The sequence below is a fragment of the Marinobacter sp. BSs20148 genome, assembly GCF_000283275.1.
Classification (GTDB): domain Bacteria; phylum Pseudomonadota; class Gammaproteobacteria; order Pseudomonadales; family Oleiphilaceae; genus Marinobacter; species Marinobacter psychrophilus.
Genome location: NC_018268.1, coordinates 2,578,799 through 2,593,027 on the forward strand (window position 1 = coordinate 2,578,799; position 14,229 = coordinate 2,593,027).

The window sequence follows — 14,229 nt, forward strand, 5'->3', positions numbered from 1 at the left end:
CGCCTTTCCTCGGAGATACCGGAAATTTAAAGGGCGAGCTAGGAATCCATAATCAGGTCAGGAAGCCACGTTACAATTTCCGGGAAGAAGCACAACAGTATGATGCCAAGCACCATGCATAGAGCATAAGGCAGACTGCCCAGTAAGATGTCGCGCAGCGCAATATCAGGCGCTATGCCTTTTATAATGAACAGATTCAAACCAACCGGCGGTGTGATCAGACCAATTTCCAAGTTGATGGTCAGGATCACTGCAAACCAGTAAGGGTCAAAATTTGCTGCCAATATAATGGGCAATAAAATAGGAGCCGCCATCACGATAACGGCCACTGGCGGCAGGAAAAAACCCGACACCAACAAGAACAGATTAATAATGCCCATCAGCACCCATCGATTAACTTCAAGGTCGGCGATGGCGCCAGCGACGGTTTGAGTGATGAACAAAGACGACAACGCAAAAGCAAAAATCTCGGCGCAAGCGATGATCAACATGATCATCACGCTTTCACGTAGCGCGTCCCGCATAATGATAGTGATCGGTTTGACCTGCCACATTCTGTACACAATGATAGCAAGCGCCAGACACAGGAATGCGCCCACGCCGGCCGCTTCGGAAGGTGTCGCAACGCCGCCATATAAAGCAAACAAAATACCTGACACTACAACCATGAAAGGCAGCACCCGTATCAGGGCTTTCATATTGCCTTCAACATTGTCTTTCATTTGGGCGGCGGCTTGAGCCACTGGGTTGGAACTGCCATAACCACCGTGAAGCTTGCAGGCAATCAGCGTCCAAACCATGAAAAGGCCGGCCAACATAAGTCCTGGAATGGCACCTGCTATAAACAACCGGCCAATCGATGTTTCAGTGGAAATGCCATACACAATCATTGTGACCGAGGGCGGTATCAGGATGCCCAGGGTGCCACCGGCTGCAATACAGCCTGCGGCCACACCATCTGGGTAGCCACGCTTTCGCATTTCGGGAATACCAAGCTTGCCGATCGCTGCGCTCGTCGCCGGCGACGAGCCGGACAAGGCTGCAAAAATTGAGCAAGCGGCAATGTTTGAGATCGCCAGCCCTCCCGGCAGCTTACCCATCCACAGGTCCAGTGAGCGATACAGATCGCGGCCGGTCGGGGAAGAGGCAACAGCCGCACCCATCAGGATAAACATAGGAATGGCAACGAAACCGAACGAAGCCACATTGCCGAAAAAGGTTTCGCCAAAATAGATCAGCTCACCGATGCCGCGGTCTAACATTAAAGCGCCAAGGGAAACAGCGCCCAGAGCAAACGCGATGGGAGTGCCTATGGCCATTAGAATTAAAAGCGCCAAAACAACCAGAATACCACTTGTCACGGGATCCATGATCAGGTCTCTCCACGAAGAATTTCGGCTACGTACTGAAGCGACAACAGACTGATACCAACTGCCATGGGCAACACCGCGGGCCACAGGGGTGGGTTCCACACGGTACCGGTGGTCCAATCCATGCTGTAGGCTTCAAAAACGTAGTACCAAGAGCCATAGGCTAGGGCCAGGCAGAAACTCAGCCCAACCAGCGAGGCCATCAGGCGCATGATGCGCTTGGGTAGCCCGCTCAGGGAGTCAGGCAGCACGGTCACGGCAACATGGCCGCCCGTTTTCAAAACGTAAGGCGTTCCCAGCAACATGGCAGCAGTAATAGCAAAGGTCGTAAATTCGGTTTGCCAAACGGTGCTTTCACTAAGTACGTAGCGGGTAAAAACCATATGAACAACCACCAAGACTCCGAGCGCAAGTAAAGTGGCGGCGAGCACGGCCGTTGCAATGGAAAGCGTGTCCATAAGACGGATATACTTTGCAATTAAACTGTTCCGCGATTCTTTTGGGTAGATTAAAGGCTGAGATTGAGATTGGGACATGGGACCCCCGAAGACGGGCAATATGGGCATCGCCCCGGCAGCGGGGCGTCACGGATTGACACCAAAGGCACCGGGGCCTGAAGCCCCGGTCGATGGTCTATTAATGGCTTATTCGACGGCTAGCGCCGCGTCAATCAGGGCTTGTCCGTTTGGTACGTTTTCAGCAAACGTTTTGTAGGAGCTCTTTTTGGCAATATCGAGCCACGCCTGATAGTTCTCAGGTGACATGTTCACGACTTCAACACCATTCTCTGCAAAAACGTCAGCCATCTTCTGGTCAAGATTCGCAGCCTCTTTGGCAAAGTACGCTTCGGCCTTGTCCGCAGCAGCCATCAGGGCATTTTGCTGGGCTTCATCGAGTTTTCCCCAGCTTTGCTCCGAAATCAGAATTGGCTCATACATGAACCAAAGAGCGTTGGCCCCGGGTGCAGTCAGGCAAGTTACCTGCTCGTAGATGCGGTAAGAGACAAACGAACCTGAAGAGGTGTTGGCTCCGTCCAGCACGCCGGTTTGCATTGCAGTATATATTTCGGACGATGGCATAGAGGCAATTGATGCGCCCGCGACGGCAAGCATCTCATCAAATGCGGGGCCAGCCGCTCGCATGGTCTGCCCCTGGACAGTATCGGGCGAAGTCACACACTGCTTATTGGATGCAAAACCACCGGCTAACCAAGCATCTGCCAGCACCCGGGCACCCGCATCGTTAATAACCGTTTTAATCATATCCATAAATTTAGAGTCGTTCAGCCGCTGAGCGCGTTCATGGCTGCGAACCAAACCGGGCATCAGGGTTGCTGAGAATTCCGGGTGACGTCCACTGGCGTAGTCCAGCGGCAGAGAAGTCATATCCAGCCGTCCGCGAACGAGCGCACCCCACTGCTCTTTTGCTTTGAACAGTGACTGACCGGGGTAAATTTGTAGTTCCAGACCAACATCCGCGGCTTTTACTTCACGGGCCATGAGCTGGACCATTTCATCCCTGACGTCACCTTTGCCACCTGGGAACTGATGCGACACTCTTAATGTCGTATCGGCTGCGGCTGCACCAATGAGTGAAAACGAGAGGCTGGCAGCGATAGCCAGTTTTGCGAAAGGCAGTTTCATAGTGATCTTCTCCGAAGCTTTTGTTTTTGTAATATCCATCAGGCGTAGCTGATATATATATCATTATCCTTTATGTGTACTATTGTCAATGTGGCGTAATGAACAGCGAGAGACCACGAGGCAAAATCTGTGTTGACAACCGCCGGAGCAAAGCCAGCATGAAGCGTCCAAATACTCAAAAGCTCAAAGATTTCCTGGAAGACGCCATCATTAATGGCCGCCTGCTACCCGGAGAGAAATTGGATCCCGAAGCACTTTCAAAACAGTTCGGCGTGTCCAGAACCCCTATCCGAGAGGCGATTCAGCAGCTTTCTACCAGTGGCTTGGTGGTGGTATTACCGAAAAAAGGCACCTTTGTCGCAAAGGTGAGCTTCGATCAGCTCATCGAAATGTTCGAAGTGATGGCAGAATTCGAAGGGATGTGCGGACGGTTGGCCGCCCGCCGCATAACGGAAGATGAGCTGGTTGTGTTGAAGGGTGCGTTACTGCGCTGTGAAGACCCGGCTATTCGAGCAAACCCTGACGACTACTATTACGAAAATGAACACTTTCATAATTGTATTTACAACGCCAGTCACAATGCATTCCTTGCCACCGAAGCACGTCAACTCAAACAACGCTTGAAGCCATACCGTCGCTTACAGCTTCAAATTCGTGGTCGCGTAACAGACTCCATTAAAGAGCATCGCAATATCTATTCAGCAATTAATGCGGGGGATGCGGCACTAGCGGAGGAGAGACTTCGGCAACACGTGCTGATTCAGGGCGAGAATTTTGGCGATTTCGCGGTACGGGTCAAGGCGTACAGCGACTTGTCACGGGAACCGATTCAAAATGCCCGCGACCCAATAACCCAATAAAATCAAGAAACATGCAGTTCCTACCACATAGACTTCTGGGCGGTAGAAACTGCATCGACGGCGAATTATTGTCCGTATTTCGCTTTTGCTTTCAACCGGTATGCGTGCAGTAACGGTTCTGTGTAGCCATTAGGCTGCTCGGCGCCTTTCAGAACCAAATCCATAGCCGCCTGAAACGCAATGCTGTCGGTAAAGTTATCGGCCATTGGGCGATAACTTGCGTCACCGGCGTTCTGCTTGTCCACGATCAGTGCCATGCGCTTCATGGTCTCTTCAATCTGGTGCTTGTTGCAGATACCGTGATACAGCCAGTTCGCCAGCAGCTGCGACGAAATTCGCAGGGTGGCGCGGTCTTCCATCAGGCCCACGTTATTGATGTCAGGCACTTTGGAGCAACCTACGCCGCTGTCGATCCAGCGCACCACGTAGCCCAAAATACTTTGGGCGTTGTTATCCAATTCCTCTTGAATTTCCGCAGCGGTCAGATCTTTTGAATTCAGATTGATGGGCACCGTAAGAATATCATCCACACTTGCACGCTTGCGGCTTTCCAGCATCTGCTGGATATCAGCCACACTCACCTGATGATAATGCGTGGCGTGCAGGGTGGCAGCGGTCGGTGATGGAACCCAAGCGGTGTTGGCACCGGCTTTTAGATGCCCGATTTTCTGTTCCAGCATATCGGCCATCAAATCCGGCATGGCCCACATGCCCTTGCCAATTTGCGCCACACCGCGAAACCCGGTTTCCAGACCGATGTCTACGTTCGACTGTTCGTAAGCGCCAATCCACGTGGCCTGCTTCATTTTCCCTTTGCGGATAAATGGCGCAAGCTTCATGGAGGTGTGAATTTCGTCACCGGTGCGATCCAAAAAGCCGGTGTTAATAAACGCCACGCGATCTTTCGCGGCGTGAATGCAGGCCTTCAAGTTCACCGTTGTGCGGCGTTCTTCATCCATAATCCCCACTTTCAAGGTAAAGCGCGGCAAGCCCAAAACATCTTCCACCCGACCGAAAAACTCGTTGGTAAACGCAACTTCTTCCGGGCCGTGCATCTTCGGCTTAACAATATACATCGAGCCTTGGGCGCTATTCTGAAACCGGCTGTTGCCTTTCAGGTCGTGCATGGCCATCAGCGATGTCATCACTCCATCCAGCAGGCCTTCCGGCACTTCGCTGCCATCTGCCAGCAGAATCGCCGGGTTGGTCATCAGGTGGCCCACATTACGGATGAACATCACGCTGCGGCCCTTCAGTTGCAGCTCGCTACCGTCGGCGGCGGTGTAAACGCGATCCGCGTTCATCTTGCGGGTTAACGGCTTACCACCTTTATCAAAGGTCTCTTCCAAGCTGCCATTCATCAGGCCCAGCCAGTTGCGGTAAGCCAGGACTTTGTCGTCTGCATCTACTGCGGCTACCGAGTCTTCGCAATCCATAATGGTGGTCAGCGCCGATTCCATCAACACGTCTTTAACGTGAGCACCATCGGTTTTGCCAATGGGATGGGTGGCGTCAATCTGGATTTCAAAGTGCATGCCGTTCTTAACCAGCAGAATGCCCGTAGGAGCGTCTGCCGAACCGGTGTAACCCACAAAACCGGTTTCATCTTTCAAACCGATGCTGTCACCGTTTTGCAGGTCCACAACCAGTTTGCCACCGGCAACATGATAGAGCGCTGCGTCTTTGTGACTGCCGGAGGCTAAAGGTGCCGAACTGTCCAGAAGGTCACGGGCAAACTCGATCACGAGCTCGCCGCGCTTCGGATTGTAGCCTGCAGTCTTTTCGGCGCCGCCTGTTTCAGGGATCGCGTCGGTGCCGTAAAGCGCATCGTACAAACTGCCCCAACGGCTGTTGACTGCGTTCAGGGCAAAGCGCGCGTTCATGATTGGCACAACAAGCTGTGGCCCCGCCATGACGGCTACTTCAGGGTCTACGTTAACAGTGGAAATGCTGAAATTAGCGGGCTCGTCGACCAAATAGCCGATTTCTTTCAAGAAATCTTTATAGACGTGCATATCCGGAGTCTGGTGCTGGTGATTATGGTTCCAGGCGTCCAGTTTTTCCTGCAGGGAATCGCGTTTGGCTAGCAGCTCACGATTGCGAGGCGCAAGATCGTTGACGATTTTGGCGAAATCTGCCCAGAATTTGTCTGCGTCCAGACCCGTTCCAGGAATCGCTTCGCTGTTGATGAAGTCGTATAAATTCCCGGCAACCTGAAGACCGTCAAGCTGTACGCGTGATGTCATCGTATTTCCCTCACTAAGTTAAGAAATTACCAAACGCAGCATTCTACGTGATATCGCGTATCGGATCATACCCCAAATGAATCCTTCGCTCGGGGTACGATCCTAATAAAGCAAGGCTTATACAGCGTTTTAGGCGGCTTAACCGCGCCGCCAGCTGGTACCCTCGCGAGAATCGTCCAGAATAACTCTCCGTGTTAACAGCTCGTCACGAATCTGATCTGCGCCGGCGAAGTCGCGGGTTTTGCGGGCGTCCGCACGAGACTGAATCATCGTCTCGATTTGCTCGGCACTTAACTCATTGCCCTCCCCGCTGCCGCTGTCACTCTGGAAAAACAACTCCGGGTCTTGCTGTAACAAACCCAAAATCGAGCCCAAGCGAACAAGCACCGTAGCGCTAGCAGCAGCAGCTTGTTCGTCACCATCACGGCGCTGCTGATTCATCTCGCCGGCGAGCGCGTGCAGAATCGCCATCGCGCCCGCACAGTTAAAATCGTCATCCATGCGCTTGTCGAACAGCGTGTCGTGTGACGTCCGCGCCACCGCGTCACTGGCCAGCGGAGTAACACCGCGCAGCGCATTGTAAAGTTTGGTCAGGCTACGACCGGATTCAATCAGATTGTCTTCTGAGTAATCCACCTGGCTGCGGTAATGGCTGGACACTAAAAAGTAGCGCACCACTTCCGCCGGATAGGTTTCCATAATCTCGCGAATGGTAAAAAAATTGCCCAGTGATTTGGACATCTTTTCTTTGTTCACCCGAATGGCGCCGGCGTGCATCCAGGTATTCACAAACGTGTGGCCGGTGGCACATTCTGACTGGGCAATTTCGTTTTCGTGGTGGGGAAACAACAGGTCTGGCCCACCACCGTGAAGATCAAAGGTGTCACCCAGGCAGTGATTGGCCATGGCCGAGCATTCAATGTGCCAACCCGGGCGACCGTTGCCCCATGGCGATGGCCAGAACACTTCATCAGGCTTTGCTGCTTTCCACAAGGCAAAATCCGCCGGGCTGCGTTTTGCCTGTTCTACGTCTACCCGGGCGCCCGCCAGCAGGTCTTCCAACTTTTTCCTGCTGAGTTTGCCGTAATCCGCAAACGACGATACCGAAAAATACACATCGCCGTTGTCTGCCGCGTAGGCGTGGTCGCCGGCAATCAGAGTTTTAATCATCGCGATCATGTCACTAATGAATGCCGTAGCACGGGGTTCAGCGTTCGGCAACAGCACGCCCAGACGGGCTTCGTCTTCGTGCATGGCGGCAATCATGCGCTCAGTCAGGTCGGTGTACACCTCGCCGTTTTCAGCGGCGCGGCGCAGAATTTTGTCGTCTATGTCGGTAATATTGCGCACGTAGTTCACATCAAAACCACTGTGGCGCAAATATCGGGTGATCACATCAAACGCTACCAATATCCGAGCGTGGCCCAGATGACAGTAGTCGTACACGGTCATGCCGCACACGTACAGGCCCACTTTACCCGGCTCGATGGGTTTGAACTGTTCTTTTTTCTGGCTCAGGGTGTTATAGATTCTAATCACAAAATACTCTCGTTTACTGTTCCATTGCGGGCCTGAACGCAACGAGCCGGCCTTTTAAAAGGCCGGCTCGTGGTCGATTATTTACCCCAGGAATCGCGGAGGGTGACGGTGCGATTGAACACCGGCTTGCCAGCATTTTCCGTCAGCTTCTGGTCGAAGAAAAAATACCCTTCGCGCTCGAACTGATACGGCAGGTCGCTTGCCGGCAACGCCAGATTGCGTTCGGCGCGGGCGCCTTTCAAAACTACCAAAGATTGCGGGTTCAGGTGATCCAGCATATCGCCTTCTTTATCGCTGTCTGGCGTTTCCGCGTTGAACAGGCGGTCGTACACGTTGATGTCGCACTCCACGCTGTCCGTTGCAGATACCCAGTGAATCACACCGTTGGGCTTGTAGCCTTCAGGGTTCACACCCAGAGTGTTTTCGTCGTATTCGCACTTCAGCTCGATAATCTCGCCACTCTGGTCGCGGATAATTTCGCGGCAAGTCATCACATAACCACCGCGCATGCGCACGGCCTGATCCGGGGCCAGTCGCTTCCATTTGCGTGGCGCTTCCAGGGCGAAATCTTCGCGATCAATAAACAGGGTTTGGCTCCAGGTCACTTCGCGACTGCCCATGTCCGGATTTTGCGGATGCACCGGCAGCACCAGGGTTTCGGTTTTGTCAGCTGGGTAGTTGGTCAGAGTTACCTTTAACGGACGCATCACGCACATAGCGCGGGGCGAACGTATGTTCAAATCTTCGCGAATGGCGAACTCCAGCATGCCCACGTCTACGGTACCGCCAGCTTTGTTCACGCCGATCATGTCGCAGAAGGTGCGCAAAGACTCAGGCGTGTAACCGCGGCGGCGCAACCCTGAAATGGTGGGCATGCGCGGGTCGTCCCAACCGTCAACGACGTGCTCGTCCACTAAACGTTTGAGTTTGCGTTTGCTGGTAATAGTGTAGTTCAGGTTCAACCGCGCAAATTCAATCTGGCGCGGGTGACAAGGTACGCTGATGTTGTCCAGCACCCAGTCATACAGTGGACGATGGTCTTCAAATTCCAGCGTACACAGGGAATGGGTAATGCCTTCCAGCGCGTCTGAAATCGGATGGGTGTAGTCGTACATCGGGTAGATGCACCATTTATTGCCGGTCTGGTGGTGCTCAGCGTAGCGGATACGGTACAGAATCGGGTCACGCATGTTGATGTTGGGCGACGCCATATCAATCTTCGCCCGCAGCACCATTTCGCCGTTTTGGAAATCGCCGTCGCGCATCTGGCGGAACAGTTTCAGGTTTTCTTCCACCGCGCGCTCGCGATATGGGCTGTTGCGGCCAGGCTCTTTAAGGCTGCCGCGGAAGTCCGCCATTTCGTCGGCGCTGAGGGCACACACGTAAGCATGGCCGCGCTCAATCAGCTCTTCCGCAAAGTTGTACAGGGCATCAAAGTAGTCAGAGGCAAAGTGCACTTTGCCTTGCCATTGATAACCAAGCCACTCCACATCCGCTTTTATCGCGTTGATGTATTCCTGGCTTTCTTTTTCCGGGTTGGTGTCGTCAAAGCGCAGATTGCATTCGCCGCCAAAGGTATTGGCAATGCCAAAATTCAGGCAAATGGCTTTGGCGTGCCCAACGTGCAGATATCCGTTGGGCTCCGGCGGGAAACGGGTCACTACCGTGCCTGTGTGCGCGCCTTTGACGACAGCGTCTTCAATCAGGCTTTGAATAAAGTTATGGGCTTTCTTGGGCTCGGCGCTCATACAATCTCTGCAAAAAGGAGGTGGATCTGAGCGAGCTATTATACGCATAAAAACACAGCAGACTCATGCGCCACACCAAAGTCTTGCGTACAATGGCAGACAACGCGCGCAGTGCGCGCAAACTTACCCCAAAAAACAGGAAAACCCGATGATTCTACTGACAACCAACCACGGCCCTATCAAGCTGGAGCTGGATTATGACAAAGCACCGGAAACCGCTAAAAACTTCGAAAAGTATGTGCGCGAGGGCTTTTTTGATGGCCTGATATTTCACCGGATAATCAGCAACTTCATGGTTCAGGGCGGCGGCTTCGAGCCGGACATGAGCCCGCGCAAAACCCACGCGCCTATCCAGAACGAAGCGGATAACGGCCTAAACAACATGGCCGGCACCGTTGCAATGGCCCGCACCATGGACCCGCACTCCGCAACCGCGCAGTTTTTCATTAACGTTGAAAACAACGGTTTTCTGGACCATTCCGCCAAAACTGCGGAAGGCTGGGGTTATTGCGTTTTTGCTAAGGTGGCCGAAGGCATGGACGTAGTCGACAAAATTCGCGCAGTGCGGACCACGATGAAAGCCGGCCACCAGGATGTTCCTGCTGACGACGTGATCATCGAAAAAGCCGAAGTGCTTGAGGACGGAGACGCAGCGTGACCACGTTGTTCATTTCCGATCTGCATTTGGAAGAGTCACGCCCGGACATTACCCGGGCGTTTCTTGCCTTCTTACACGATCGCGCGGTGAGTGCTCACACGCTGTACATTCTGGGCGATTTCTTTGAAGCCTGGATTGGCGACGATGAGCACACGCCCTTACAGGAAGAGATTGCTGCCGCATTGAAGCAGGTCAGCGACGGCGGCACCGCTGTGTATGTGATGCATGGCAACCGAGACTTTTTGCTGGGCCAGGATTATTGCCAGCGGCTTGGGGCAACCCTGCTGGACGACCCAACTGTGATTGATCTTTACGGCACCCCCACGCTGCTGATGCACGGCGACAGCCTGTGCACCGCCGATGTGGAATATCAGAAATTCCGCGCCAACATGCGTAACCCGAAAACCCAGCAAATGCTGCTGGCTCGCCCGCTGAAAGACCGCCAGCTGATGGCTCGCCAACTGCGCGAACTGAGTATGGCCAAGAACAAGGGCAAGACCCAAGCCATTATGGATGTGACACCAGAAGAAGCAGTGCGGGTGATGGAACAGCATCATGTGCCGCAGTTGATTCACGGCCACACCCATCGCCCGGCCCGGCATCCGTTGCAGGTGAATGATCACCACGCTGAGCGGATTGTCCTAGGGGATTGGGATAGCCACGTTTGGTGGCTGGAAGCCGCAGCGGACCAGCCGCTGCAGCTGAACAAACAGGCGCTTTAACTCAGACCGGGCGGCTATCGACCATATTGGTGGCGTAACCCTCGGCAACCACTTTGCCATCGACCGTACACACGGTTTTTAGCTTGACCCGGCGCCGTCTCAAATCAATTTCCTGTACTTCCGCACTCGCCACAACGGCGTCACCAATAAACACCGGCGCCTTAAAGCGCAGCTGCTGGTCAATGTAGATCGCACCCGGCCCAGGTAACCTCGTGCCAAGCACCGCCGAGATCAGCGCTGCGCTGAACATACCGTGAACAACGCGGGCTTTGAACGGAGTGGTTTTGGCGTAATCGTCGTTCAGGTGAACCGGGTTGTTATCGCCGCTTAACTCAGCAAACTGCACAACGTCTGCGTCGGTGATAATTTTGGTTACGCTGGCTGTCATGCCTACTTCCAAATCTTCCAGATAATAACCGTGTAACTCGTCCATCGTGATCTCTTTTTTGGTCAGAAAAATCCGGGGAAACCGCACACCGGCGCAAACACACACGTAAAGCGTTCCAACAACAGAACGGGTATGCAACTAAAGCCCAACAGAACTTTTATATTGCCCTGCTACACTGAAAATGTAACCTGATTTTCATCGTTGAAACAGACTACTAAAAAATACCAACCGGCAGACACACAAATTATTGCTGGGCTGAATTAACGGAATATGAAATAAAATCCAAGGGAGAATCATATGCCAAATCGTGTCGCCATTGTAACGGGTGCAATCGGAGCCCTAGGCACTGCAATGTGCAAACAGCTGACCGATCAGGATCGTACCGTTATCGCCACTCACCGCCCAGGCGACGAGCCGCGCAAAAAAGCTGAACAGTGGCAAAAAATCATGGCCGAAGCAGGCTACACCGTTAACATTATGCCGGTGGACGTTGCCGACTATGACAGCTGCAAAGTCTTTATGGAAAGCGTGGAAAAAGAGTTCGGACCCGTCGATGTGCTGGTCAATAATGCCGGCATCACCAACGATGCACCGTTGAAAAGAATGGGGGCAGATCAGTGGACCCAGGTGATCAATGTTAACCTGAACTCCATGTTTAACATGTGCCGCCACGCGTTCGAGGGCATGTGCAACCGTGGCTTTGGCCGCATTGTAAACATATCTTCTATTAACGGTGGCAAAGGCCAGTTCGGGCAGAGCAACTACGCTGCTGCCAAGGCCGGCGTTTACGGCTTCACCAAATCGATCGCACTGGAAGGCGCCCGTAAAGGCGTGACCGTAAACTCGATTTCGCCGGGCTACATCGATTCCCCGATGGTGCGCGCAGTGCCTGACAAAGTACTGGAAAGTATTGTTGCGGACATTCCGGTGGGCCGCCTTGGGCAGCCAGACGACATCGCCCGCGCGGTGGCCTTTTTGACCGCCGACGACGCTGGCTTTGTGACTGGCGCAGACCTCGTGGTCAACGGCGGCCAGTTCATGGGCTAACGCCAAACCCTGAAAAGCCTAAAGTGAAAAAGCCAGAGTGTATGAACTCCGGCTTTTTTAATGACTAGATTTTAAAAGTGCATCCAGCTGGCTGGCTGGCGATTATGATTCCGGCAATGCCATTACGTCCGGCTCGCGATAGGTGTTCAGTCGCTTGCGCCAGCCGGGCAACCACTGCTCGCGTTCGCGCGCCTGAGTCGCTAGCTCAGCGCGGCGGGTTAACACTTTATCGGCCGCTTCGCGGAACTGTTGCAACACCGGATCGGCAGATTGCTCCGGCATGGTTTGAAGAACCTGCAGCAAGCCCCAGCCCTCACCTTGATAACGCTCAGACACTGCTAACCCTTCGCCCTTAAAGTTCACATAATCCACCAACGCATAAACTCCGCCCGGTGTTTGGCTCAGCTGCGCCAGGTTATTGCTTACCGCAAGCTGCCGGGCCAATGGTGCCGCCTCAACAACGGTCTTCATGGATGCTTGCGCGCGACGAAATATGAATTCGGCCTGAACACCCTGAGTGCTCGCCAAAAACTCTCTCAGTTGTGCGACCTGGGGTGAATTCTCCACCGCATCAAAGGCAGCCTGGTCTTCCCAAGGTGCATCAAACGGCTTCAGGTCCCGCAGCCAGTCCGGAATAGACCGCTGGCGCTGGGCCATGTAATTGATCAGTGTAGGAAAGCTCTCGACAAATCCAGCTTCAACGTCTTTTGGGTACCAGATAAAATGGCCGATACCAAGTGACGGAAACGCCTCGCCGTCGTTCCAGTGCACCAGGCAGCGGAACTGTCCTGCACATTCGTTGTGGAAAATCTGCTGCCCAATCCAATCAAGCTGCGCGGGCTTCAACACCAGAGAAATGTCGCTAACGCCCCCGCCGTCTGTCTGCGGCTGATTCGCACTCAGGGTCTCGGGCGCTGGATTTGCGCTCTGCCCGACCAGCCCGATATCAGCGTTTTTTCCGCAACCATAAAGCAATGCCGCCAGAGCACCCACCAGCATCAAGGCTAAAGGTGCAGACGCTCGACTGCGAACCGTGCACCACCTGCGAAGACTATTTTGGCCCAACGTTCAGGCGCCCCCGCCAGGTTTTATTTTGTCTTCTGTGCGCAGTTCGAAATCGCTGGCGTGGTGGCGCTCGCGGAGCTGTTTGTGAGGCTCGCCGGTCACTTTATTCACCATACGGCCACGCTGTACCGCCGGGCGCTTTGCCACTTCTGCGGCCCAGCGCAGCACGTGGGTATAGCTTTGCGCGTCCAGAAATTCTGCTGCTTCGTAAACCAGATTGTTTACCAGTGCTCCGTACCAGGGCCAAATCGCAATGTCTGCGATGGTGTAGGTGTCACCCGCAATGTAGCGATTGTGCGCCAGCTGCTTATCCAGCACATCTAGTTGGCGCTTTACTTCCATCGCGTAGCGGTCAATCGGGTACTCGTATTTTTCGGGTGCGTAGGCGTAGAAGTGGCCGAAACCTCCGCCCAACATCGGCGTGCTGGCCATCTGCCAAAATAGCCAGTTCAGGGTTTCGGTGCGGCCAGCGGCGTCTTCAGGCAACAGTGCGCCAAATTTCTCGGCCAAGTACAACAGCATGGAGCCTGACTCAAACAACCGCTGCGGCGGTTGCGCAGAGTGGTCCAGCAGCGCCGGAATTTTGGAGTTGGGATTTATCTCGACAAAACCACTGCCAAACTGATCCCCCTCGCCAATGTTGATCAGCCAGGCGTCGTATTCGGCATCCACAAAACCCAGTTCCAGCAGTTCCTCCAACATCACGGTTACTTTTACGCCGTTGGGCGTCGCCAGTGAATACAACTGAAACGGATGTTTGCCTATCGGCAGCGTCTTATCGTGGGTAGCACCGGCAACCGGCCTGTTAATGTTGGCGAAAGCACCGCCGTTGGCTTTATCCCAAGTCCATACCTTTGGCGGTGTGTAAATGTTGTCTGACATTATTTACCATCCGAATTGCGAAGTGAATGTGTGGAGCTGGCCGACGCAATCGGCGGGCATA

13 protein-coding genes are annotated in these 14,229 nt (G+C 53.7%); 4 read left to right on the forward strand and 9 right to left on the reverse strand.

The window, feature by feature from the left end; translation table 11 throughout:
* Positions 1-38 precede the first annotated feature (38 nt).
* From MRBBS_RS11705 to dctP, 3 genes are all read right to left on the reverse strand, one after another.
* Positions 39-1,370 carry a TRAP transporter large permease gene (locus MRBBS_RS11705; protein ID WP_014871727.1) on the reverse strand — a complete coding sequence of 444 codons (1,332 nt, stop codon included), beginning with the start codon at positions 1,368-1,370 and terminating at the stop codon, positions 39-41.
* Between the two features lie 2 nt (positions 1,371-1,372).
* A complete protein-coding gene (locus MRBBS_RS11710; protein ID WP_014871728.1) occupies positions 1,373-1,828 on the reverse strand; it encodes a TRAP transporter small permease subunit in 456 nt (151 codons plus the stop codon).
* Between the two features lie 186 nt (positions 1,829-2,014).
* Entirely contained in the window at positions 2,015-3,052 is a 1,038-nt protein-coding gene (gene dctP, locus MRBBS_RS11715) for a TRAP transporter substrate-binding protein DctP (RefSeq protein WP_050996638.1), read from the reverse strand.
* 119 nt (positions 3,053-3,171) lie between these two features.
* Here dctP and MRBBS_RS11720 point away from each other — a divergent pair, with 119 nt between their 5' ends.
* Positions 3,172-3,873, forward strand: a complete 702-nt coding sequence (locus MRBBS_RS11720; RefSeq protein WP_014871730.1) for a GntR family transcriptional regulator — start codon at positions 3,172-3,174, stop codon at positions 3,871-3,873.
* Between the two features lie 65 nt (positions 3,874-3,938).
* Here the strand turns inward: MRBBS_RS11720 and MRBBS_RS11725 are convergent, their stop codons facing one another.
* From MRBBS_RS11725 to MRBBS_RS11735, 3 genes are all read right to left on the reverse strand, one after another.
* Positions 3,939-6,119, reverse strand: a complete 2,181-nt coding sequence (locus tag MRBBS_RS11725) for a malate synthase G (RefSeq protein ID WP_014871731.1) — start codon at positions 6,117-6,119, stop codon at positions 3,939-3,941.
* Positions 6,120-6,257: 138 nt separating this feature from the next.
* Positions 6,258-7,658, reverse strand: coding sequence for a cysteine--tRNA ligase (gene cysS, locus MRBBS_RS11730; RefSeq protein WP_041635274.1), 1,401 nt, complete (start codon positions 7,656-7,658; stop codon positions 6,258-6,260).
* A 77-nt stretch (positions 7,659-7,735) separates the two neighbouring features.
* Positions 7,736-9,406, reverse strand: a complete 1,671-nt coding sequence (locus MRBBS_RS11735; RefSeq protein ID WP_014871733.1) for a glutamine--tRNA ligase/YqeY domain fusion protein — start codon at positions 9,404-9,406, stop codon at positions 7,736-7,738.
* A 148-nt stretch (positions 9,407-9,554) separates the two neighbouring features.
* Between MRBBS_RS11735 and MRBBS_RS11740 the strand changes: the two genes are divergently transcribed.
* Both MRBBS_RS11740 and lpxH read left to right on the forward strand, forming a co-directional pair.
* Positions 9,555-10,064, forward strand: a complete 510-nt coding sequence (locus tag MRBBS_RS11740) for a peptidylprolyl isomerase (protein WP_014871734.1) — start codon at positions 9,555-9,557, stop codon at positions 10,062-10,064.
* Positions 10,061-10,786: a UDP-2,3-diacylglucosamine diphosphatase gene (gene lpxH, locus MRBBS_RS11745; protein ID WP_014871735.1), complete on the forward strand. Its 726-nt coding sequence runs from the start codon at positions 10,061-10,063 to the stop codon at positions 10,784-10,786. Before MRBBS_RS11740 ends, lpxH begins: the two co-directional genes overlap by 4 nt.
* Before the next feature lies 1 nt (position 10,787).
* On the opposite strand, the gene MRBBS_RS11750 is transcribed toward lpxH, so the two are convergent.
* Entirely contained in the window at positions 10,788-11,219 is a 432-nt protein-coding gene (locus tag MRBBS_RS11750; RefSeq protein ID WP_014871736.1) for a MaoC family dehydratase, read from the reverse strand.
* Between the two features lie 252 nt (positions 11,220-11,471).
* Between MRBBS_RS11750 and phbB the strand changes: the two genes are divergently transcribed.
* Positions 11,472-12,221: an acetoacetyl-CoA reductase gene (gene phbB, locus MRBBS_RS11755; protein WP_014871737.1), complete on the forward strand. Its 750-nt coding sequence runs from the start codon at positions 11,472-11,474 to the stop codon at positions 12,219-12,221.
* A gap of 102 nt (positions 12,222-12,323) precedes the next feature.
* Here the strand turns inward: phbB and MRBBS_RS11760 are convergent, their stop codons facing one another.
* Both MRBBS_RS11760 and yghU read right to left on the reverse strand, forming a co-directional pair.
* A complete protein-coding gene (locus MRBBS_RS11760; protein WP_014871738.1) occupies positions 12,324-13,220 on the reverse strand; it encodes a hypothetical protein in 897 nt (298 codons plus the stop codon).
* Between the two features lie 69 nt (positions 13,221-13,289).
* Positions 13,290-14,168 carry a glutathione-dependent disulfide-bond oxidoreductase gene (gene yghU, locus MRBBS_RS11765; protein ID WP_014871739.1) on the reverse strand — a complete coding sequence of 293 codons (879 nt, stop codon included), beginning with the start codon at positions 14,166-14,168 and terminating at the stop codon, positions 13,290-13,292.
* Positions 14,169-14,229 lie beyond the last annotated feature (61 nt).

What these genes read in the sequence shown, in the direction of transcription:
- MRBBS_RS11705 (WP_014871727.1), bottom strand. Translation starts at nt 1,370, where the DNA reads ATGGATCCCGTGACAAGTGGTATTCTGGTTGTTTTGGCGCTTTTAATT.
- MRBBS_RS11710 (WP_014871728.1), bottom strand. Translation starts at nt 1,828, where the DNA reads ATGGACACGCTTTCCATTGCAACGGCCGTGCTCGCCGCCACTTTACTT.
- dctP (WP_050996638.1), bottom strand. Translation starts at nt 3,052, where the DNA reads ATGGATATTACAAAAACAAAAGCTTCGGAGAAGATCACTATGAAACTG.
- MRBBS_RS11720 (WP_014871730.1), top strand. Translation starts at nt 3,172, where the DNA reads ATGAAGCGTCCAAATACTCAAAAGCTCAAAGATTTCCTGGAAGACGCC.
- MRBBS_RS11725 (WP_014871731.1), bottom strand. Translation starts at nt 6,119, where the DNA reads ATGACATCACGCGTACAGCTTGACGGTCTTCAGGTTGCCGGGAATTTA.
- MRBBS_RS11735 (WP_014871733.1), bottom strand. Translation starts at nt 9,406, where the DNA reads ATGAGCGCCGAGCCCAAGAAAGCCCATAACTTTATTCAAAGCCTGATT.
- MRBBS_RS11740 (WP_014871734.1), top strand. Translation starts at nt 9,555, where the DNA reads ATGATTCTACTGACAACCAACCACGGCCCTATCAAGCTGGAGCTGGAT.
- MRBBS_RS11750 (WP_014871736.1), bottom strand. Translation starts at nt 11,219, where the DNA reads ATGGACGAGTTACACGGTTATTATCTGGAAGATTTGGAAGTAGGCATG.
- phbB (WP_014871737.1), top strand. Translation starts at nt 11,472, where the DNA reads ATGCCAAATCGTGTCGCCATTGTAACGGGTGCAATCGGAGCCCTAGGC.
- MRBBS_RS11760 (WP_014871738.1), bottom strand. Translation starts at nt 13,220, where the DNA reads ATGCTGGTGGGTGCTCTGGCGGCATTGCTTTATGGTTGCGGAAAAAAC.
- yghU (WP_014871739.1), bottom strand. Translation starts at nt 14,168, where the DNA reads ATGTCAGACAACATTTACACACCGCCAAAGGTATGGACTTGGGATAAA.